Source organism: Pseudomonas sp. S12(2018), assembly GCF_024355235.1.
In the GTDB taxonomy this organism is placed as follows: Bacteria; Pseudomonadota; Gammaproteobacteria; order Pseudomonadales; family Pseudomonadaceae; genus Aquipseudomonas; species Aquipseudomonas palmensis.
The window spans coordinates 1-21,101 of the sequence record NZ_QLAD01000015.1 but is presented as its reverse complement, the minus strand read 5'-3'; the positions used below and the strand labels follow the sequence as shown (position 1 = coordinate 21,101).

Here is a 21,101-nt window from a genome sequence, read left to right as displayed (position 1 = left end):
AGGGAGTTTTCCGTGCCGTCGATCTACCAGTTGAAACCGCGCTTCCAGGCGCTGCTGCGCCCTATGGTCAAGCGTCTGTACGAGCGCGGCATAACTGCCAACCAGGTGACGGTCGCCGCCGCGGCGGTCAGCGTGGCGCTCGGCCTGCTGCTGGCCGCCGTACCGCACATCACCTGGCTGTTCGCCCTGGTGCCGGCCTGGATGCTGCTGCGCATGGCGCTCAATGCCATCGACGGCATGCTCGCCCGGGAATTCGGCCAGCAGTCACGCCTGGGTGCCTACCTCAACGAGCTGTGCGACGTGGTCGCCGACAGCGCACTGTACCTGCCCTTCGCCCTGCTGCCGGGCGTGTCGCCGGCGCTGGGGGTGATCGTGGTGCTGGCCGCGCTGGTGAGCGAATACGCCGGGGTGATGGGCCCCCTGGTAGGCGCCGAACGCCGTTATGACGGCCCGATGGGCAAGAGCGACCGTGCCTTCGTGTTCGGTGTGCTCGGTGCCGGCGTGGCCACCGGCCTGCTGAGCGCAGCGTGGCTCAACGGCGTGTTGCTGGTGGTGCTGCTGCTGTCGCTTCATACCCTCTACAACCGGGTGAGCCGAGGCCTGGCGCAACCCCGCTGAAGCCCTCCGAGCCAGATAAGGATATTTGCCATGCGCACCGCGCAATCCCTGCATTTCACCACCCATGACGGCGTAGAGCTGCATTACCGCCACTGGCCGGCCAACCGCCAGCCCGGCCAGCCGCGCCGCGCCGTGGTGCTGTTCCACCGTGGCCACGAACACGGCGGGCGCATGGCCCACCTGGTGGATGAACTCGACCTGCCCGGCCATGACTTCTTCGCCTGGGACGCCCGTGGCCATGGCGAGTCGCCCGGGGCCCGTGGCGACAGCCCGAGCTTCGCGTGCAGCGTGCGCGATGTGCAGACCTTCATCGAGCACATCGCCCGCGAGCATGCCATCGACGAACAGGACATGGCGGTGCTGGCGCAAAGCGTCGGCGCCGTGCTGATCGCAACCTGGGCGCATGACTATGCGCCGAAGGTGCGCTGCCTGGTGCTCGCCTCGCCGGCCTTCAAGGTCAAGCTGTACGTGCCGTTCGCCCGCCCGGGGCTCAAGCTGATGCGCGCCTGGCGCGGCAACTTCTTCGTCAACAGCTACGTCAAGCCGCGCCTGCTCAGCCACGACCCCGAGCGCATCGCCTCGTATGAAAACGACCCGCTGATCAGCCGGCCGATTTCGGTGAACATGCTGCTGGGGCTGTACGAAGCTGCCGATCGCGTGGTGGCCGATGCCCAGGCGATCCAGGTGCCGACCCAATTGCTGATTTCCGGCGCCGACTTCGTGGTCAAGCGCCAGCCGCAGGAGCAGTTCTTCGAGCGCCTGGGCAGCGTACACAAGGAAAAGCACGTGCTGCCCGGCTTCTTCCACGACACCCTCGGCGAGCGTGATCGCGGGCATGCGCTGGCGCGTATCCGGCGCTTCGTGGAGCACTGCTTCAGCGTGGCGCCCCAGCGCCCGTCGCTGCTCGATGCCGACCAGCTCGGCGCCAGCTGCGCCGAGGCCGAAAGCCTGGCCGCGCCGCTGCCACGCAATTCGCCGGCCGACCTGTACTGGCGCGCAACCCGCGCCGGCCTGCGCCTGGGCAAGGGCCTGTCGAGCGGGGTCAAGCTGGGCTTCGACACCGGTTTCGATTCGGGCAGCACGCTGGACTACGTCTACCGCAACCAGGCCACCGGCAAGGGCAAGCTGGGCCGCATGATCGACCGCAACTACCTCGACGCCATCGGCTGGAAGGGCATCCGCCAGCGCAAGCTGCATGTGGAAGAGCTGTTGCGCCTGGCCATCGAGCGCCTGCGCGAACAAGGCGCACCGGTGCATATCGTCGACATCGCCGCCGGCCATGGCCGCTACATTCTCGAAGCCCTGCAGGGCCTGGAGCAGCGCCCGGATTCGATCCTGCTGCGCGACTACAGCGAGCTCAACGTGCGCGAAGGCACGGCGCTGATCGAACACAAAGGCCTGGCCGACATCGCCCGCTTCGTGCAGGGCGATGCCTTCGATGCGCAGAGCCTGGCCACCCTTGAACCGCGTCCGAGCCTGGCGGTGGTATCGGGGCTGTATGAACTGTTCGCCAGCAACCAGATGGTCGGCGACTCGCTGGGCGGCCTGGCCCAGGCCGTGGCGCCGGGCGGCTACCTGGTATACACCGGCCAGCCGTGGCACCCGCAGCTGGAGATGATCGCCCGCGCCCTGACCAGCCACCGCGCCGGCCAGGCCTGGGTGATGCGTCGGCGCAGCCAGGTGGAGATGGACCAGCTGGTGGAAGCGGCAGGCTTTCGCAAGGTGTGCCAGCGCATCGACGAGTGGGGCATCTTCAGCGTCAGCCTGGCCCAGCGAGTTGCTGAATGAGCACAGTGCGCGAGCCGGGCCTGATCCGGCGCGGCGTGCTCTGGCTGCTGTTGCTCGGGCCGCTGTTCTTCTTGAGCTATGGCCTGAGCAACACCTTCACCGCCGGGCGCAGCGACGTCGGCAGCCTGGTGTTCGCCTGGGAAAGCAGCATCCCGCTGTGGCCGTGGACCATCCTGCCGTACTGGTCCATCGACCTGCTGTACGGGTTGTCCTTCCTGCTGCCGCTCAGCCGCCTGGAGATGGACCGGCATGCCTTGCGCCTGCTGAGCGCACAGTTGATCTGCATCGCCGGCTTTCTGCTGTGGCCGCTGCGCTTCACCTTCGAGCGCCCTGAACTGCAGGGCGTGTTCGGCTGGCTGTTCGATGTGCTGATGGGCTTCGACAAGCCGTTCAACCAGGCCCCTTCGCTGCACATCGCGCTGTTGGTGATCATCTGGGCGATGTTCGCCCGGCACACCCGTGGGCAGCTGGTGCGCTGGCTGCTGCATGGCTGGATGGGGTTGATCGGTTTGTCGGTGCTGACCACCTGGCAGCACCACTTCATCGACGTGCCCAGTGGTGCAGTGGCAGGCGCGCTGTGTGTATGGCTGTGGCCCGTGGAGGGCCGGCCGGTACTGGGCAGCCTGCAGCCGACCCGTGACCGCCGGCGCTGGCGCCTGGCCGCGTACTACGCGCTGGGCAGCGCCGTGCTGGGTGGGCTGGCGCTGTATGCCGGCGGTATCGCCCTGTTGCTGCTGTGGCCCGCCCTGGCACTGCTGATGGTGGCGCTCAATTATGCCGTGTTGGGCGCCGAGGGGTTTCAGAAAGGCCCGAGCGGCCAGTTGTCGTATGCCGCGCGCTGGCTGCTGGCGCCGTACCTGATCGGCGCCTGGCTCAATTCGCGTTGGTGGACGCGCCGCCATCCACAGGCCGACGAGGTGTGCGAGGGGGTGTACCTGGGGCGGGTGCCTGCACGAGGTCAGGCGGCATCGTTTGCTGCGGTGGTCGACCTGTGTGCAGAACTGCCGGCGGCACACACGCCGGGCCAGGCCTATTGCAGCCTGCCCTGCCTGGACCTGGTGGTGCCCAGTGCCGAACGTTGCCGCGAGGCGGCCCAGGCCATCGAGCGACTGCGCCAGCAGGGCCCGCTACTGGTGTGCTGCGCCCTGGGTTACTCGCGCAGTGCCTGCGCCGTGGCCGCCTGGCTGGTACTCGGCGGGCGCTGCCAGAACGCGCAGCAGGCCCAGCGACTGATCGCCCAGGCCCGCCCCGGGGTCGTGCTGCACCCGGCGCACCGCCAGGTGATCGACAGCCTGCCGGCGGGGGGCGGCCTGTGAGTAGCCAGACCCACCTGGCGCTGGTGGCCAGCCTGCTGCGGCGCGGGCGCCAGGTGGAACGCCTGTCGGACGGCATCAGCCTGCTGGCGCTGGCCTATGGCCTGGCGCCACTTGCCGGCGCGCCGGCCCCTGTGCTTGGCGCCCTGTTGTGCGTGCTGCTGCTGGCAGCCGGCCTGCTGCAAAAATACTGGGGCATGCGGGTTGCGCTGGACGCCGAGCTGTTCGCGCACCTGGCCACCCAGGCCGCAACCTTGTCGCCAACTACCCGCGCGCTGGACCAGGCGCTGTTCGACCTGGGCCTCAAGCCCGCCCCGGTCGACGACCGCGACTGGCAGGCGCGCAGCCGGGCCGCACTGCGCCTGATGCGCCAGCAACTGCTGTGCCTTGGCGTGCAGGTACTGCTGGCGATTGCCGGCATCCTGTGCCTGCCCTGGCTTTCTCTCGTCGGATAAGGACCTCGTCATGCTTGCCGCCCTCACCGCCTTCGGCATCACCTCGGTGGCCCGCCTGATCACGGGCGCCCGCGCCCTGTGGCTAGGCTGTACACCACAGCCGGTGCAACGCCTGTACTACGCCAACCACAGCAGCCACGGGGACTTCGTGCTGATCTGGGCCTCGCTGCCCCAGGAACTGCGCCGGCACACCCGCCCGGTGGCCGGGGCCGATTACTGGCAAAAACCGGGCATTCGCCAATTTCTGATCAACAGGGTGTTCAACGGCGTACTGATCGACCGCCAGCACAGCGAGGCCCAGAGCGACCCCTTGCAGCCGATCCATGCGGCGCTGGAGCAGGGCGACTCGCTGATCTTCTTTCCCGAAGGCACGCGCAACCTGGGCGACGAGCCCTTGCTGGCGTTCAAGAGCGGGCTGTTCCATCTGGCCAGTGCCCACCCCGAGGTGGAAGTGATCCCGGTGTGGATCGCCAACCTCAACCGGGTGATGCCCAAGGGCCGTGCCCTGCCCCTGCCGCTGCTGTGCACCCTGAGCTTCGGCGAGCCGCTGCAACGCTTGCCCGATGACAGCAAGCACGCGTTTCTGGAACGGGCACGCCTTGCCCTGCTGGCCCTGGCCCCCAAGGAATCCTGAGATGGACCACAACACACTTCTGCTGTTTGCCGGTATCGGTGGCCTGCTGCTGCTCGCCAGCCTGATCGGGCGCCTGCTCAAATGGCGCGCGGGCCCGGCCCCGCACGCGGTCATCGACAACCTCAATGCGCGCATCAATGCCTGGTGGGTGATGGTGCTGGTGATCGGCCTGGCCTTCGTGTTCGGCAAGCTGGGGGTCATCCTGCTGTTCTATTGCGTGTCGTTCTATGCGCTGCGCGAGTTCCTCACCCTCACGCCCACCCGGCGTGGCGACTACCCGGCACTGGTGGCGGCGTTCTATGTGGCGCTGCCGGTGCAGTACCTGCTGATCGCGATGGACTGGTACGGGTTGTTCAGTATCTTCATCCCGGTGTACCTGTTCTTGCTGCTGCCGATCCTGGCCAGTTTCGGCGGCGATACCACGCGCTTTCTGGAGCGGGCCTCGAAGGTGCAGTGGGGGCTGATGATCGCGGTGTACTGCCTGTCGTCGGTACCGGCCCTGATGACGCTGGATATCCCCGGGTTCGAGGGGCGCAACCTGCTGTTGATCGCCTGGCTGATTCTGGTGGTGCAGATTTCCGATGTACTGCAGTACGTGTGCGGCAAGCTGTTCGGCAAGCGCAAGGTGGCGCCGCGGCTGTCGCCGTCCAAGACGCTGGAGGGGTTGCTGGGCGGTGTGGCACTGGCCACGCTGATCGGCGCGACGCTGTTCTGGATCACCCCGTTCACCTTCTGGCAGGCGGCGCTGATGGCGCTGACCGTGAACGTCATGGGCTTCTTTGGCGGGCTGGTGATGTCGGCGATCAAGCGTGACCGCGGGGTGAAGGACTGGGGGCACATGATCGAGGGGCACGGCGGCATGCTGGACCGCATGGATTCGGTATGTTTCGCGGCGCCGGTGTTCTTTCACTTTGTACGGTACTGGTGGGCTTGAGGGCCCTTTCGCCGGCAAGGCCGGCTCCTACAGGCAACAGGTTCGCCTGTAGGAGCCAGCCTTGCTGGCGAAGCTTTTCTACTCGGGCTTGCGATAGCCCTCGATGATCGCCGAGAAGTCCTTGCCACCCTCCCCGCGCAGGCTCATCGCCTGGTACAGCTGCTGCGCCACCGCGCCCAGAATCACCGGCTGGTGCGCCTGACGCGCCGCCTCGGTGGCCAGCCCCAGGTCCTTGAGCATCAGCTCCGCACCAAAGCCACCGGTGTACCCGCGTGATGCCGGCGCCGTCTCGACGATGCCCGGCCACGGGTTGTAGGTGTCCGAACTCCAGCAACGCCCGGTGGAGCTGTTGATGATGCCGGCCAGCACCTTGGTGTCGATGCCCAGGGCATTGCCCAGGGCCATGGCCTCGGACACGCCGATCATCGAGATGCCCAGCAGCAGGTTGTTGCAGATCTTGGCGATCTGCCCGGTACCCACCTCACCGCAGTGCACGATGTTGCGCCCCATCTGCGCCAGCACCGGCTGCAGGGTGGCGAACAGCGCCTCACTGGCGCCGACCATGAAGGTCAGGGTACCCGCCGCCGCGCCGCCGGTGCCGCCCGACACCGGTGCATCGGCCAGGTCCACACCCTGCCTGGCCGCCGCTGCATGCACCGCACGCACGGTCTGCGGGTCGATGGTGCTGCAGTCCACTACCGGGGTACCGGCGCGTACGCCGGCCAGCACGCCGTCTTCGTTGAGGTACACGCTGCGCACATGGGCAGCGGCCGGCAGCATGGTGATGACCAGCTCGCTGGCGCTGGCCGCGTCCTTGGGCGAGGCACTGATCTGCCCGCCGAGTTCGGCCAGCTCTGCCAGTACCTCCTTGTTCAGGTCGAACAGACTGAGCTGATGGCCGGCCTTGATCAGGTTGCGCGCCATCGGCGCGCCCATGTTGCCCAGCCCGATGAATGCAATACGCATGGTCGACTCCTTAACGCAGGCTGATGGTGGTGTTCACGCCATCGTTGACGCTGTCGTCGTCGAACCAGCGCGCGGTGACGGTCTTGGTCTGGGTGTAGAACTGCACCACTTGCTTGCCGTAGGGGCCCAGGTCACCCAGCTTGGAGCCGCGCGAACCGGTGAAACTGAAGAACGGTACCGGCACCGGGATCGGAATGTTGATGCCCACCTGGCCCACGTCGATCTCGCTCTGGAACTTGCGTGCCGCGGCGCCGCTCTGGGTGAACAGGCCGGTGCCGTTGCCGAACGGGTTGCGGTTGACCAGCGCGATGGCCTCGTCGAGGGTGTCGACCTCCAGCACCACAAGCACCGGGCCGAAGATTTCCTGGGTGTAGATCTGCATGTCGGTGGTCACGCCGGAGAACAGCGTGGGGCCGACGAAGTTGCCCTGCTCGTAGCCGGGCACCTGCACGTCGCGGCCATCGAGTTCGAGGGTGGCGCCTTCCTTGATGCCGCTTTCGATCAGGCCCAGCACACGCTCCTTGGCGCGCTTGGAGATCAGCGGGCCCACATCGGTGCCAGGCTCGCTGCCGGCGTTGACCTTGAGCTTGGCGGCCAGGGCCTTGAGCTCCGGCAGCCATTCGCGGGCCTTGCCCACCAGCACCGCCACCGAGGTGGCCATGCAGCGTTGGCCGGCAGCGCCGAAACCGGCACCTACCAGGGCATTGAGGGTTTGCGTGCGGTTGGCGTCGGGCAGCACCACGGCGTGGTTCTTGGCGCCCATCATCGACTGCACGCGCTTGCCGTGCTGGCCGGCCAGGTTGTACACGTGGGTGCCGACCTCGGTGGAGCCGACGAACGAGATCGCCTTGATGTCGGTATGGGTGCACAGCGCATCCACCACCTGCTTGCCGCCGTGCACCACGTTGAGCACGCCGGCCGGCACACCGGCTTCCAGCGCCAGCTCCACCAGCATCATGGTCGACAGCGGGTCCTGCTCGGACGGCTTGAGCACGAAGGTGTTGCCGCACACGATGGCCATCGGGAACATCCACAGCGGAATCATTGCCGGGAAGTTGAACGGGGTGATGCCGGCGCACACGCCGATGGGCTGGCGCAGGGTGTAGGTATCGACGCCGCCGGCCACGTTCTCGGCGAACTCGCCCATCTGCAGGGTGCCGATGGAGCAAGCATGCTCGACCACTTCAAGGCCGCGGAAGATGTCGCCTTCGGCGTCGGCGATGGTCTTGCCCTGCTCGGCGCTCAGGGTCACGGCGATGCGCTTGGAGTGTTCGCGGATCAGCGCCTGCAGCTTGAGCATGATGCGCATGCGCGCGCCGATCGGGGTGTCGCGCCAGGTCTTGAACGCACGCTGGCCGGCAGCGATGGCGGCATCGACTTCTTCGGCGGTGGCAAAGGGTACGCGGGCCAGCACCTGCTGGGTGGCCGGGTTGACCACGTCGCGCCATTCGGTGGTTTTCGACTCGACCCACTGGCCGTCGATCAGCAGCTTGACGCTGTCGACCTTGGTCTGGCCGGGCGTGAGGGATGCGTTCATGAGGGGTTCTCCTGGATTTATTGTTAGGGAGAGAAACGCCGACGCGGCAGCCGCGACGGTGCTTGGGTCCTGGGCTGAATTGGAGTATAGATGTGCAAACTTCTAATAAGAACGCACATAAAAGCCGGACCAACATGCAAAAAAACATCACATCCCTGGGGTCGCTGAACTGGGACGACCTCAAGTTCTTCCTCGAAGTGGCGCGCACGCGCAAGGCCAGCAGCGCGGCCAAGCGCCTGGGCGTGGACTACACCACGGTGTCGCGGCGCATCAGTTCGCTGGAGGTGGCGCTGGGCACGTTGCTGTTCGAAAAGTCGCGCACCAGCGGCTTCGTGCTCACCGCCGAGGGGCAGCGCCTGCTCAGCTATGCCGAGGCCATCGAGAGCACCCTGCACATGGCCTGCGAGCAGGTGTCCGGCTCGGGCGTGGCGCTGTCGGGGCATGTGCGCATGGGCTGCACCGAAGGCTTTGGCAGCTTCTTCATCACCCCGCAGTTGAGCCACTTCGTCGATGCCTACCCGGCGATCTCGGTGGATATCCTGCCGCTGCCGCACTTCATCAGCCTGTCCAAACGCGAGGCCGACATCGTGATCGCGCTGGAGCGCCCGGAACACGGGCCCTATGTGTGCTGCAAGCTGTGCGACTACCGCCTGCGCCTGTACGCCACCCGCGACTACCTGGACAACCACGAGCCGATCCTGCGCAGCAGCGACCTGGCCCGACACCCGTTCATCAGCTACGTGGACGACCTGGCATTCAGCTCCGAGCTGCTGTACCTGGCCAACCTGCTGCCCACCGCCACCGCACACCTGCGCAGCACCAGCGTGATCGCCCAGTACGTGGCGGCCCAGCAGGGTCGCGGGCTGGCCATCCTGCCGTGTTTTCTGGCCGCACAGGACCCGCGGCTGGTGCCGGTGCTGCCGGGGGAAGTGGAGATTACCCGGCAGTTCTGGATGTACTGCCGGGAAGACTTGCGCAAGCTCAAGCGCATCACGCTGCTGTGGGACTACATCCGCGACGTGACCGAGCGCAACGCGCCCCTGCTGATGGGCGAGTCGCACACAATGAGTTTTGCCGACTAGTCGGAGGCGACCACGATCGCCACGCGGCGGTTTTCGGTGCGGCCGGCGGCGGTGTCGTTGCTGGCCACCGGCTCGCGGCTGCCAAGGCCGCGGGTCTCGACGTTCTCGGGGCGCATGCCCACGCCCACCAGCACCCTGGCCACACTGGCCGCCCTGCGCGCCGACAGCTGTTCGTTGTAGCTGGCCTTGCCGGATGAATCGGTATGGCCATCCACCCGCACCCGCTCGATGTGCACCGACAGCAGCGCCTTGCCGATACGCTCGACGATCTCGCGGCTCTGGGTGTTGAGTGCATCCAGGTCGCTGCCGAACAGCACCTTGCCGGACAGGCCGAAGGTCCAGCCCTCGTCGGTGGGGGTGAACCCCTCCTGTTTGAGCACGGCTATCTGCTCGGGGGTCAGGCCCTTGGGCGGCGGGGTCTGGCAGCCGCCGAGGGCGAAAAGGGCCAGGGCCAGAAAGGCCAGGTGCAAGCGAAGGTATCGAGTCAGGTGAATCACGGTTCAGCTCCTGTTTTTGCGCTGGACGCAGAGAACTCCGCCTCTGCCGACTGGGGCCCGTCACGGGTGTGACGCTTGGCCTGGTACATCGCCGCATCGGCGGCATTGAGCAACTCGGCCGGGGTACGGCCGTCATCGGGAAACACTGCGATGCCTACGCTCAACGAGGTAACGACGCACTGGCCGTCCGGCAGGCGGATAGGCAGGCTCATGCTGGCGGCTATCTTGTCGGCGATACGCTGGGCATCCTCGAAGCGATGCAGAGGGGTAAGCAGCACCGCAAATTCGTCCCCCCCCAGACGCGCCACCAGGTCGTGCTCGCGCAGCTGCGCACGCACCCGGCTGGCCACGGCGACCAGCACCTCGTCGCCTGCGGCATGGCCGTAGCTGTCGTTGATTTCCTTGAAGCGGTCGCTGTCCAGAAACAGCAGCGCCAGCCCGTCGCCATGCTTGATCGCGTTGCGCAGGCTGCGGCTCAGGCGGCCCTCGAAGAACGCCCGGTTGGGCAGGCCAGTCAGGCTGTCGTGGCTGGCCTGGTGGGCCAGGGTCTCGTTCTCGCTCTGCAGGTGGTTTTGCCAGGCTTCCATTTCGTCGAGCAGGGCATTGAAGTCGTTGCCCAGCTCGTTGAGTTCGGCGATCTGGGTGGAGGGCACGCGCCGGTCGAAGCTGCGTTCGCGCCGCGCCGCATGGGCCACGCTGGCCAGCCCGCGCAGGGGCCCCACGATATCGGCGAACAGCCGGCGCGACAGGTACAGGGCACTTACCGCGCTGAGCGCCGTGCACAGCAGGATGCCCGCCAGGCCACTGAGCAGAAAGCGCATCAGGCTGCCGCCCTGGCCAACCAGCTCGATGCGCCCCACCTGCTGGCCCTGGTGCACCACCGGCAGCCGGATCGGCTCTTCGAGCAGGGTCCGGGCGATCTTGAGCTCCAACTGGTCGAGCATGCCGCCTTCACTGCGCTCCCAACTGGCCAGCAACTGGTCCGCATCGTCGAAGACCTTGACGTTGGCCACTTCCTCGGCCGCAGCAATCAGCGCTAGGGCTTCGTTGGCGGCGCTGCTGTCGTTGAACACCACCGCGGCCTCGACGGTGTAGTTGATCGAACGGGCAATCAGGTGAAGGTTGTGGTTGGCATAGACGCGCAATGCCAGCACCCCCAGCACGGTCAGCGAGATGCCGGCCAGCCCGATGGCCAGCAACGCCACGCCCAGGTGACCGCGGCTGAGCACCGCGCGCAACGTGGTCCGTTCGCGTGTCTTGAGCCAGCCGATCATGGCTGCAGCGCTCGGCGCCGCGACAATTGCAGCACGCTGGGATGGATGCGCACGCCGCTGCGCGCCACCGAGTCGAGGTTCACGTCAAAGGCCACCTGGGTGTCCTTGACCCGCAGACAGAACAGGCTGCCGACCGTACAGGGGTCATCCGCTTCGCTGATGCTCAGCACCGGCTTGCCGTTGATCGCGCTGATGAGCTGGCTGCGCGCCTCGCCACTGAGCTTGCCGATGTACACCGCGTCGCACTGGGTGAGGATACGCGGATCCCCCGCCAGCAGACGACGTACGGTCAGCGGCCGGCCGGTGGCCTGGGTGGTCCCCTTGACCAGGTCGTCGGCATATTCGGTAGGGCCGATCAGGCACAGGCGCAGCTGTTCGGGTTCCACCGGCCAGCGCGCGTAACTGAGGATACCCAGTACCACCTGGGTCACTGCCTTGGCCCGCTGCTCGGCCAGTGTGGCGGCTGCGGCGCCCTGGGCCATGCCGTGCAGCGGAAGTACCAGCACCAACGCCGCCAGCAGCATGAGCCTCCAGCGTTTTACACGTCCCGGTGTAAGGGCGGCGACCTTCATATAGGAAATCTCTTAAGACCATGCCTTGCGTGGGGGCAAGATAGCATAACGCCTGCTTTTCCCGCGAGGTCGCCTCCAAGGGCGGATCAGCCGAATCGTCGGCTGCGCCGGCGCCTTACACCTGTTCCAGCATCAGCCCGGAAATACGCTTGACCTTGCGCCGCACCGCCTCCTCGAAAATGCCCTGGCGCGGCTCTATCAGGCTGAAGCAGTCCTTGGCGCGGGTGATGCCGGTGTAGATCAGTTCCTTGGTCAACACCGGGTTCAAGGCGTCGGGAAGCACCAGAACCGTGTGGGAGAACTCCGAGCCCTGGGACTTGTGCACCGTCATGGCGTACACGGTTTCAACCTCACTTAACCGGCTGGGCAGGACGAATCTGACGCCGCCCTGGCCATCGTTCCGAGGAAACGCCACCCGCAGCAACGGTGTGGAGGCCTGGGCGTCCGGCAGGCGCAAGGCAATGCCGATATCGCCGTTCATCAGGCCCAGCCCATAGTCGTTGCGCGTCATCAGCACCGGGCGGCCTTCGTACCAGGGCTGTTCGCCATCGATCAGACCGGCCGCCGTCAGCACCTTGCCGACCCGCTGGTTCAGGCCCTCGACACCCCAGGGGCCCTTGCGCACCGCGCACAGCAGCTGGAAGCGCTCGAAGGCGCGCAGCACCTTCAGTGCCCACGCCTCCCAGCGTGGATCGTCAGCGGCGGTATCCGGCGCCGGGCGGGTCTGGCGAATCAGGTGCAGGTACTCACGATAGCCCTGCGGGCTGTCGCCACCGCGGCCCAGCCCCTGCAGCAGCAGGGTGTCGAGCTTGCGGTCGTGCTCGCCACTCAGGCGCAGGCTGTGCACGTCGGCAAGACCTTGCTCGAGCAGCGCACGGGCCTGCTCCGGCTGCTGGCCGTTGACCTGGCGCGCCAGCTGGCCGATACCGCTGCCCTCACCAAAGCGGCGCGAATGGCGCAACATCACCACTTGCTGGGGCAAGGGGTCGCGCTGGGCATCGCCCTCGACCAGGCCGCTGCCGGCCAGCGACTCGCCACTGACCTGCTCCAGCCAGCTGCGGGTGGCAGCGCTGTAGCGCCCGGCCTCGGCATCGCGGCACAGGTCGCCCAGCACTGCGCCGGCCTCGACCGACGCCAGCTGGTCCTTGTCCCCGAGCAGAATCAGGCGCGCATGCCCCGGCATCGCCGCCAGCAGGTTGGCCATCATTTCCAGGTCGATCATCGAGGCCTCGTCGACCACCAGCACGTCCAGTGGCAACGGGTTGCCGGCGTGGTGACGAAAATGTCGCGAGCCCGGGCGGCTGCCCAGCAGGCGGTGCACGGTGGAGACATCGCTGGGGATGTTGCTGCGCACGCCGTCACTGACGGCCAGCCGCTCCACCTGCTGGCCGATGGATTCTGTAAGACGCGCCGCTGCCTTGCCGGTCGGTGCGGCCAGGCGGATACGCAACGGGCGCCCGACCTCCACGGCCGGGGCCTGCAACAGGGCCAGCAGGCGCACCACGGTGGTGGTCTTGCCGGTGCCGGGGCCGCCGGTGATGATGCTGAACGCACTGCGGGTGGCCAGCGCGCAGGCGAGCTTCTGCCAGTCGACCTGACCGGCCAGCGCCGAGCCTTCGAACAGCGCATCCAGGCGGGCGCGCAAATCGGCGGGCGTGGGTTCGGCCTGTTCCAGGCGTTCGCGCAGGGCACTGTCGATGCGCCGTTCATAGGCCCAGTAGCGGCGCAGGTACAGGCGCTGCCCACTCAACACCAGCGGGCGCGAGGCATGTGCTTCGCTGCTGCCCAGGGCAACCAGCGCGCTGCCTTGCAGGCGCTGGCACCAGGTGGCCAGATCGAGGCGCTCCAGCAGTTGCGAAGGCAGCAGCAAGGGGCCGGCCAGGGCATCGCCCTCGGGTGGCAACGACAGGGCAAAGTCAGGCTCGGCCAGGGTTTCGGCCAGGTCCAGGCACACGTGCCCGTGCCCCAACTGGTGGCTGGCCAGTGCGGCGGCCAGCAGCACCAGCGGGTCGGCCTGCGGGTCGCGTTCGCCGAGGAAAGCCACGAAGGCGCGGTCCAGTGCTCGCAGCCAGCCGCGCTCGACCCATCGATCGAGCAGCGCCAGCAGGTCGGCGCCCACCGTCAACGGCGCCAGGGCCGCCAGATGCCCGGCATCCAGAGGGGTGGGCAACAGGTCGTCGAACGTGCGGCTCATGCGCTGTCTCCGGAAAACAGATCAGGTTGCTGCGGTGCGCTTGCGCCGCTGAACAGGGCATCGAGCCGCTCGATCAGCACGCGCGGCGGCTTGATGAAGTACAAGCCCTGGCTGGCCGCGTGCACCCCACGCAGGAACAGGAACACCGCGCCGCCCACATGCCGTTCGTAGTCGTAGTCGGGCAGGCGGGCACGCAGCTGACGGTGCAGGGCCAGCAGGTACAGCACATACTGCAGGTCGTAGCGATGCTCGAGGATCGCGCCCTCCATCGCCAGCTCGCTGTAGGCCTGGTCGTCGGTGCCCAGCCAGTTGGATTTGTAGTCGGCCACGTAGTAGCGCCCGTCGTGCTCGAATGCCAGGTCGATGAAGCCCTTGAACATGCCATTGAGCAGCGCCGACTGCGCGGCCGGTCGGGCCGCGCCGTCGTGGGTGTGGGTGCATACCAGGCGGTCGAGGGCCAGCACGTCGACCTGATGGCTGGCGAACCAGAACTCCATCTCGATCTGGTACTGGCTCAACTGGCCCAGGGCAACCGGCGCACTGTCCGGTGCCAGGTGCAGCGGTGCGTTCAGCAGGTGTTCGAGCCAGTTGCCGAGGGTGTTGATCCAGCCGGTCCAGTCGCGCCGGTTGCAGCGCTGGGCCACGGTCTTGTGCAGTTGCTCGGGCGCCGCGACCACCTGGCCGAAGCCTTCGTGACCGGCCCATTCGAGCAGCCCGTGGAGGAAGGTGCCGGGGTTGGGGCCACGCGGGAAGCGGTGGATGTCGCCGCCCGTCGCCACGACTTCGCGCAGGGCCTGCGGATCGGCCGGTTCGTCATCGAGCAGTTGCTGGGCCTGGGAGCTGTCGGCGGTGAGCAGCTCCTCGCCGATGCGCAGTGCACTGTAGGAGGCGATCCACCAGTTCTCTGCGGCGCGGCGGCGCGGCTGGCGGGCCGGCAGCAACTCGGCGGTGTTGCGCGGGGCCTGGTAGCGCTGGGTGTCGGCAATCGGCAATACCTGGCTGTGGATGGTCGCGCAACCTTCCTGCAATGCCTGCAGCCAGCCCTCAAGGGCGGTGGAAGCCGGCAGTACAGCGCCGCCGCCCAGCAGGTAGCCGAGCGCGCAGCGGTGCAGCAGCGACTCCTTGCCGGTGCCGCGCTTGAGGTCCGCCACCCCCAGCCAGCACGCGTGCTGGGCACGGGTCAGGGCCACGTAGAGCAGACGCAGGTCTTCGGCCAGGCGCTCGTCATCGGCCAGGGCGATCTGCTCGGCATCAGGGGTCAGGGTCAGCTGGGCATTGCCCTGGGCGTCGTGCCAGCCCAGGGGCAGGCGCTTGCCGTCCACCGGCTTGGCGGTGCTGATGAAGGGCAAGAACACCAGCGGGTATTCCAGCCCCTTGGATTTGTGGATGGTCACCACCTTGACCAGTTGCTCGTCGCTTTCCAGGCGCAGGATCTGTTCTTCACCGGCCTGGCCGGAGCTGGCCAGGTGTTCGCTCAGGTGGCGGATCAGCGCCTGCTCGCCGTCCAGCTCGGTGGCCGCCTGCTGCAGCAGCTCGGCCAGGTGCAGCAGGTTGGTCAGCACCCGTTCGCCATCGCTGCGGCGCATCAGTACCTGGGGCAGGTCGAAGTCGTGCAGCAGGTGACGCAGCATCGGCAGCACGCCCTGGGTGCGCCAGAGGTGGCGATAGTCGCGGAACTTCATGACCCAGTGTTCCCACACCCGCTCGTCCTGGTTGAGCTGGGCCAGCCGGGTCAGCGGCAGGTCGAGGGTGACGCTGGCCAGCGCCGCCTTGAGCAGGCGCTCGCTGTCGGGTTCGGCGCAGGCCTTGAGCCACGCCAGCAGGTCGTGTGCCTCCTGGGCGGCGAACACCGAGTCCTTGTCCGACAGGTAGACGCTGCGTACGTCGCGGGCGGCCAGTTCGGCGCGGATCAGCTGGGCCTCGCGACCGTCGCGAACCAGGATCGCAATGTCCGATGGCAAACAGCCACGCAACGCCTGGCCTGGCTGGACAAAGCCGCTGGTGCCCTGCTGGCCGCCATTGAGCAGGCTGACGATCTGGGTGGCGCAGCTGGCGGCTACCTGTTGGCGATAGACCGCGCCGGACAGCGGCTCGTCGCTTGCCAGGTGCCACAGGTTGAGCGCTGCCAGGGGCTGCCCGTCGACCTGCAGGTGCTCCTTGCGCCCCTGCGCCCTGACCGCCACGAAGGGGACGGGGTTGTCGGCGCCGTCGCGGAACAGGAACGCCCCGCGACCGGCCTCGCGCTGTTCGGCGCGCATGAATACATGGTTGACCGCATCGACCATCGGCTGGCTTGAGCGGTAGTTGGTATCCAGGCTGTGCAGCCGGCCGTGGGTGGCGCGCCGGGCGCCCAGGTAGGTGAAGATGTCGGCGCCGCGGAAGGCATAGATGGCCTGCTTGGGGTCGCCGATCATGAACAGCCCGGTTTCGCGCACGTCCTCCTCGATGCGATAGATACGCTGGAAGATGCGATACTGCACCGGGTCGGTGTCCTGGAATTCATCGATCAGGGCCACCGGGAACTGTTCGCGGATCAGCCCGGCCAGGCGCTCGCCGGCCGTCCCGCCCAAGGCCGAGTCGAGACGCAGCAGCATGTCGTCGAAGCCCATTTCGGCGCGGCGGCGCTTTTCCTGCTCGAAGCGTTTCGACACCCAGTTGGCGGCGTGTTCGAGCAGGCGGGCGTCCGGGGTCGGCAACGCCTGCAGCTCCAGGCGCAGGCCGGGCATGGCATCCAGCGCCGGGTGGCTGGGCGGCTCGCCCTTCCAGGCTTCGGCCATGCCTTGCGGGGTGAAGCGGGTGAACCCGGTGCCAATATCCAGCTCCACCGCCTGCTCGTCCTGGGCCCAGGCCGCGATCTTCTCGCACCAGGGTTCGAAATAGCGCGGCTGCATCTTGCGCCCGTCCACCTGCTTGGCGGCATGTGCGGCATGGCACAGTTGCAGCAGTTCCTGGGCCCACTGTGCCCAGGGCGCCTTGAGCTGGCGCAGCCGTTCGGCACGTTGCTGCACCACCGCTTCGATCAGCGCCTGTGGGTCGGCGCTGTCTTCCTCGCTCCGCGTGCGGCCGAACAGCGCGCGCACCCTGGGCAGCAATGCCTCGGGGCTGCTCCAGTGGCTGCGCACCCAGGCCAGGGCCTCGCCGTGCATGGGGTAGCAGAAGCGCCGCCAGTAGTCGCGCATGACCTGGCCGAGCAGCTCGCTGTGGTCGGTCTCCAGGGTCTGGGTGAACAGGCTGCCGCTGTCGAACGCGTGCTCGCGCAGCATCCGCTGGCACCAGCTGTGGATGGTCGAGACGGCGGCTTCGTCCATCCACTGCGCGGCAACGTCCAGGCGGTTGGCGTAGGCGGGCCAGGTGTCCGGGGCGTAGTGCTCGCGCAGTTGCACCAGCAAGGGGTCGGCTTCGGGCAGTTCGCCACGGAAGAAGCGCGCCGCTTCGGCCAGGCGGGTGCGAATGCGCTCGCGCAGCTCTTTGGTGGCCGCATCGGTGAAGGTCACCACCAGGATCTGTGGCGGCACCAGCTCGCGCCCGAAGCCCTGCTCGCCGCCATGGCCGAGCACCAGGCGCAGGTACAAGGCAGAGATGGTGAAGGTCTTGCCGGTACCGGCACTGGCTTCGATCAGTTGGCTGCCGTGCAGCGGGAAGGTCAGTGCCAGCGGCGGCTGGTGTGCGTGGGCAGTCATGGATGCGCCTCTTCACTGCCCAGGCGTTGCCAGGCGGCTTCGAACATCGGCCGGTACAGTGCCTCGCACCAGCCCTCGAATTCTTCACTCGCGGTCAGCGCCGCGAAATCACTGAACTGTCGGGCCAGTGCGGTGCTCTCGCTGCGCTCGCCGCGGGTGTTCTGGCCGTCGCCGTCGTAGGCCTTGGCTGCGTACGCCAGGGCTTTTTCAGGGTCACTCTGGCCGAGCCAGGTGAAAGCGGTCTTCATCGCCACCGGCAGCGGCGCATTCATGCCGGCCTGCCGGGCCACCAGCAGATCGCCGAGCAGTTCCGCGGCACGCGGTTGCTCCAGCGGGTCGAGCAACAGGGTCACGTCGGTGGCGACCACTGCGCTGCTCAACCGGTGCCCCACGGCACACGCTGCCAGGTGCATGACCCAGGTCGCCACCAGTCGGTGCCACTTGAGCGATTTGCCGCTGCTGATGCCGTTGGGCAAGGTGGTGATGCTCAGCAGCGCCTGGTCGTCACGCTGGTACACCCGCCCCAGCCAGCCTTCGAGCCGCAACTGGCGATACTCGAAGCTGATCGGCAGCGCACTGTCGATCAGGGTTGGCCATTGGCCGAGCAGTTGAGCGTGACGCAACAGCAGGTCGGGCAATGGCTCGATCAGTTCGGCCTGCAGGCATTCACCGAAGCCGGCCAGCGGCAGCATGCCGCTGCGTTGCAGGCGACGGGCCTGGGCCTGCAGGGCGTCGGTGCTGTTGGTGGGGTCGGCCAAGGCTGCGCCCAGCAAGCTTTCGCTCAGGCTGTAGCGCTGCAGGGCGTCGAGCACGAAGGGCTCTTCGTCGGCCAGGGGGGCTTCGGCGGCTTCGAAGAACACCTTCAGGCGCTGGCTGAAGAAGTGCCGAACGGGGTGGCGCATGAAGTCCTGGAGCAAGGTCAGGCTCAGGGGCTCTTCGGGCACGAAAGGCTCCAGTTGGTCGGCCTCGGTCGGCAGCTGCGTTGGCGGCAGGTGCAGGGCGCGCCATTCGCTGGCATAGCTGAACAGGTTGCTGTGCTTGTGGAAGTAGCGGGCGCTGAACGGTTGCAGGGGGTGTTCCTGCGTCAAGGCGTGCAACAGTTGCAGACCGCCCTCCACAGGGTCGTCGGCCTTGGCCTTGGGGCTGCGCCAGCCGGCGGCGAGGTGATCGCGCAACTGGCCGATGAGCACCGACGCCGGCCGCTCGCTGTTGTCGCGAATGCTGCGGCCCACCCAGCTGACGTACAACTGCTCACGCGCCGACAGCAAGGCTTCGAGCAGCAGGTAACGGTCGTCCTCGCGTCGAGAGCGGTCGCCGGGGCGATAGTCGCTACCCATCAGGTCGAAGTCCAGCGGCGGCTGCGCACGCGGGTAGTCACCATCGTTCATGCCCAGCAGGCACACCACCTTGAAGGGGATGGCACGCATGGGCATCAGGGTGCAGAAGTTCACCGAGCCGGCCAGAAAGCGCTGGGACAAGCGCCCCTGGTCCAGGCCGGCGAGCCAGGCTTCGCGCACCACCGTCAACGGCAAGGCGTCCTCGAGCCCGACCGACTCGCAGGTTTGCAGCCAGGTTTCGCACAGGCCCTGCAGTTGCACCAGCAGGTAGTCATCGTGTTCGGTTTCGGCCAGGAAGAACACCTGCAGCAGGGCATGCAGGCGCGTGCCCCATTGCGCCGCCGGTGCCGGCTGCGAGAGCTCGGCATGGGCCACCTCGAGCGCATCGAGCAGGGCCACCAGCGGGCCGATCAGGGCAGCATCGAGGCCGCCGATTTCATCATAGGGTTCGATATCGTCGCAGCTGTCGCCCGTGCCCACCGCATAGCCCAGCAGCATGCGACGCAGGCCGAATCGCCAGCTGTTCTGCTCGAGGTCATCGGGCAGGCCCAGGCCGGCACGCTGCTGTGCATTGAGGCCCCAGCGCACGCCGGCCCCTTCGATCCAGCGGTGCAGCGTGGGCAGGTCGCTTTCCTTGATCGCGAAGCGGGCACGCAGGGCGGGAACATCCAGCAGATCGAGAATCTCGCTCACCGGGAAGCGGCTGTCCGGCAACTTGAGCAGGTGCTCCAAGGCAATCAGCAGCGGGTCGCGGCCGCGCTGGCCCTGGTCGGTCAGGGTGAAGGGAATGTAGCGCGGGTCGTTGCGCCCAAGCTGGCCGAACACGGCGCGGATGTGGGGCGCATAGGTGTTGATGTCCGGCAGCATCACGATCACGTCGCGCGGGCGCAGACCGGGGTCGGCGCTGAAGCGGGCGAGCAGCTGGTCGTGCAGGATCTCGACCTCGCGCTGCGCGCTGTGGGCCACATGAAAACGCACCGAGCGGTCCTTGGCCGGGTCGACGGCGGGCCACAAGGCGCGGGTCTCGGCCAATGGACGCAGTTCGAGAATGTCGTCCTGCAACTGGTTGAGCAGAGTGGCCTGCCCGTTCTCGGTGAACAGGTCGATGCGCCCGTCACTGAACACATTGCGATAGCTGCCCGGGTCATCGTAGCTGTCGAGCAGGTTGATGTAGTCCCGGCCCTGCTTGCCCCAGGCCGCAAGCAGCGGATGGGCATGCTGGTGCAGGGTGTCGGCGTCGATCAGGCTGGGCATGCCTTGCTTGCGCTGCTGGCGCTTGTACTGATGGCGCAGCAGGTCCTTGTCGGCGACGATATCGGCCCAGTGGTGACGGCAGGGGTTGTGCACGCATAGCAGCACCTGGCTGAAACGTGCCAGGCCTGCCAGCGCTTCAAGGGCCTGGGCCGGCAACGAAGAAATGCCGAACACGATGACACGCGATGGCAGGCCCTTGGGGGCTTGTTCCAGTGCATTGATGCGCTCGACGAAACGCTGGTGCACGCCGGCACGGCTCTGGGCCATGCCTTCCTCTCCCACATCGAGCAGCAAGGCACGCCACAGCTCTGCCTGCCAGCAGTTGGCGGGGGCCAGCGCACGGGAGTCGCCACGAGCGTTGCTCAGCACGTGACGTCCGGCTGCCCAGTCCTTCAGCCAATCGGCACGGTACACCTGGTATTGGTCGAACAGGTCGGCAAGGCGCTCGGCCAGCTGGTAGCGCTTGCGCAGGTCGCTGTCATCGGTAAGAAAGCGCTGCAACGGCTCGAAATGCGGCTGATTGATCACTTCCGGCAGCAGGCGCATCAGGCGCCAGGTCAAGGGCGCCTTGTCGAGCGGGGAGGTTTCAGGAATCTCTTCGCGGCCAAGTACCCGGCGGTACAGCTGCCACATGAAGCTACCAGGCAACTGCACATCGATGGCGGCCGCGATGCCGCAACCGCCCTGGTCATCGTCCTGCGGGTCTTCGGCCAGGGCCAGCTTGAGCCACTGGGCGATACCGTTGCTCTGCACCAGCACCATCTCGTTTTCCAGGGGTGCCAGCGGGTAACGCCGCATCAGGCTCACCACCAGGCCACGCAGTTCATCCAGGTGGTTGCCGTGAACGACCATGAATCCCGGTTGAAGCGTGCTTGCATGCGGCATGGGGCATCCCTTGGGCTGTGCGGATTTTGGGGGGAACCTTATCACGGTCTGCGTACAGACCGAGGGCCTGCAGCTTTTCGG

At 67.2% G+C, this 21,101-nt stretch carries 15 protein-coding genes; 7 read left to right on the top strand and 8 right to left on the bottom strand.

The window, feature by feature from the left end; translation table 11 throughout:
- Positions 1-12: 12 nt before the first annotated feature.
- From DN388_RS24910 to DN388_RS24885, 6 genes are read left to right on the top strand one after another with little or no spacing between them, the layout of a single operon-like run.
- On the top strand, positions 13-618 hold the full coding sequence (locus tag DN388_RS24910) for a CDP-alcohol phosphatidyltransferase family protein (RefSeq protein ID WP_255002753.1): 606 nt from the start codon (positions 13-15) through the stop codon (positions 616-618).
- Between the two features lie 30 nt (positions 619-648).
- Entirely contained in the window at positions 649-2,406 is a 1,758-nt protein-coding gene (locus DN388_RS24905) for a bifunctional alpha/beta hydrolase/class I SAM-dependent methyltransferase (RefSeq protein ID WP_043860708.1), read from the top strand.
- Positions 2,403-3,722 (top strand): phosphatase PAP2/dual specificity phosphatase family protein, encoded by a 1,320-nt coding sequence (locus tag DN388_RS24900; RefSeq protein WP_255002751.1) that lies wholly within the window; start codon positions 2,403-2,405, stop codon positions 3,720-3,722. Before DN388_RS24905 ends, DN388_RS24900 begins: the two co-directional genes overlap by 4 nt.
- Positions 3,719-4,174 (top strand): hypothetical protein, encoded by a 456-nt coding sequence (locus DN388_RS24895; RefSeq protein WP_255002749.1) that lies wholly within the window; start codon positions 3,719-3,721, stop codon positions 4,172-4,174. Before DN388_RS24900 ends, DN388_RS24895 begins: the two co-directional genes overlap by 4 nt.
- A 10-nt stretch (positions 4,175-4,184) precedes the next feature.
- A complete protein-coding gene (locus DN388_RS24890; protein WP_058540751.1) occupies positions 4,185-4,808 on the top strand; it encodes a lysophospholipid acyltransferase family protein in 624 nt (207 codons plus the stop codon).
- A gap of 1 nt (position 4,809) precedes the next feature.
- Positions 4,810-5,742 (top strand): phosphatidate cytidylyltransferase, encoded by a 933-nt coding sequence (locus DN388_RS24885; RefSeq protein WP_043860712.1) that lies wholly within the window; start codon positions 4,810-4,812, stop codon positions 5,740-5,742.
- 78 nt (positions 5,743-5,820) lie between these two features.
- Here DN388_RS24885 and mmsB read toward each other — a convergent pair whose 3' ends face one another.
- A complete protein-coding gene (gene mmsB, locus DN388_RS24880) occupies positions 5,821-6,708 on the bottom strand; it encodes a 3-hydroxyisobutyrate dehydrogenase (RefSeq protein ID WP_043860713.1) in 888 nt (295 codons plus the stop codon).
- A 10-nt stretch (positions 6,709-6,718) separates the two neighbouring features.
- Positions 6,719-8,245 carry a CoA-acylating methylmalonate-semialdehyde dehydrogenase gene (locus tag DN388_RS24875; protein ID WP_043860714.1) on the bottom strand — a complete coding sequence of 509 codons (1,527 nt, stop codon included), beginning with the start codon at positions 8,243-8,245 and terminating at the stop codon, positions 6,719-6,721.
- Positions 8,246-8,379: 134 nt separating this feature from the next.
- On the opposite strand from DN388_RS24875, the gene DN388_RS24870 reads away from it, so the two are divergent.
- A complete protein-coding gene (locus tag DN388_RS24870) occupies positions 8,380-9,327 on the top strand; it encodes a LysR family transcriptional regulator (RefSeq protein ID WP_043860715.1) in 948 nt (315 codons plus the stop codon).
- Here the strand turns inward: DN388_RS24870 and DN388_RS24865 are convergent.
- The 6 genes from DN388_RS24865 to recC all read right to left on the bottom strand — a co-directional run bounded on the left by DN388_RS24865 (position 9,324) and on the right by recC (position 21,020).
- Entirely contained in the window at positions 9,324-9,824 is a 501-nt protein-coding gene (locus DN388_RS24865; RefSeq protein ID WP_082405805.1) for an OmpA family protein, read from the bottom strand. The two genes, DN388_RS24870 and DN388_RS24865, sit on opposite strands and share 4 nt — an antisense overlap.
- Positions 9,821-11,098, bottom strand: coding sequence for a diguanylate cyclase (locus DN388_RS24860; RefSeq protein WP_043860716.1), 1,278 nt, complete (start codon positions 11,096-11,098; stop codon positions 9,821-9,823). The genes DN388_RS24865 and DN388_RS24860 overlap by 4 nt, the downstream gene beginning before the upstream one ends.
- Positions 11,095-11,670: a YfiR family protein gene (locus DN388_RS24855; protein WP_043860717.1), complete on the bottom strand. Its 576-nt coding sequence runs from the start codon at positions 11,668-11,670 to the stop codon at positions 11,095-11,097. The genes DN388_RS24860 and DN388_RS24855 overlap by 4 nt, the downstream gene beginning before the upstream one ends.
- Positions 11,671-11,785: 115 nt before the next feature.
- Positions 11,786-13,864 (bottom strand): exodeoxyribonuclease V subunit alpha, encoded by a 2,079-nt coding sequence (gene recD, locus DN388_RS24850; protein WP_255002747.1) that lies wholly within the window; start codon positions 13,862-13,864, stop codon positions 11,786-11,788.
- Positions 13,861-17,544, bottom strand: a complete 3,684-nt coding sequence (recB, locus tag DN388_RS24845) for an exodeoxyribonuclease V subunit beta (RefSeq protein ID WP_255002746.1) — start codon at positions 17,542-17,544, stop codon at positions 13,861-13,863. Before recB ends, recD begins: the two co-directional genes overlap by 4 nt.
- On the bottom strand, positions 17,541-21,020 hold the full coding sequence (gene recC / locus DN388_RS24840) for an exodeoxyribonuclease V subunit gamma (protein ID WP_123752295.1): 3,480 nt from the start codon (positions 21,018-21,020) through the stop codon (positions 17,541-17,543). The genes recB and recC overlap by 4 nt, the downstream gene beginning before the upstream one ends.
- Between the last annotated feature and the right edge of the window lie 81 nt (positions 21,021-21,101).

Excerpts from the sequence above, each read along its gene's own strand:
- DN388_RS24905 (WP_043860708.1), top strand. The coding sequence starts at position 649 with ATGCGCACCGCGCAATCCCTGCATTTCACCACCCATGACGGCGTAGAG.
- DN388_RS24900 (WP_255002751.1), top strand. The coding sequence starts at position 2,403 with ATGAGCACAGTGCGCGAGCCGGGCCTGATCCGGCGCGGCGTGCTCTGG.
- DN388_RS24890 (WP_058540751.1), top strand. The coding sequence starts at position 4,185 with ATGCTTGCCGCCCTCACCGCCTTCGGCATCACCTCGGTGGCCCGCCTG.
- DN388_RS24885 (WP_043860712.1), top strand. The coding sequence starts at position 4,810 with ATGGACCACAACACACTTCTGCTGTTTGCCGGTATCGGTGGCCTGCTG.
- mmsB (WP_043860713.1), bottom strand. The coding sequence starts at position 6,708 with ATGCGTATTGCATTCATCGGGCTGGGCAACATGGGCGCGCCGATGGCG.
- DN388_RS24875 (WP_043860714.1), bottom strand. The coding sequence starts at position 8,245 with ATGAACGCATCCCTCACGCCCGGCCAGACCAAGGTCGACAGCGTCAAG.
- DN388_RS24870 (WP_043860715.1), top strand. The coding sequence starts at position 8,380 with ATGCAAAAAAACATCACATCCCTGGGGTCGCTGAACTGGGACGACCTC.
- DN388_RS24860 (WP_043860716.1), bottom strand. The coding sequence starts at position 11,098 with ATGATCGGCTGGCTCAAGACACGCGAACGGACCACGTTGCGCGCGGTG.
- DN388_RS24855 (WP_043860717.1), bottom strand. The coding sequence starts at position 11,670 with ATGAAGGTCGCCGCCCTTACACCGGGACGTGTAAAACGCTGGAGGCTC.
- recD (WP_255002747.1), bottom strand. The coding sequence starts at position 13,864 with ATGAGCCGCACGTTCGACGACCTGTTGCCCACCCCTCTGGATGCCGGG.
- recB (WP_255002746.1), bottom strand. The coding sequence starts at position 17,544 with ATGACTGCCCACGCACACCAGCCGCCGCTGGCACTGACCTTCCCGCTG.
- recC (WP_123752295.1), bottom strand. The coding sequence starts at position 21,020 with ATGCCGCATGCAAGCACGCTTCAACCGGGATTCATGGTCGTTCACGGC.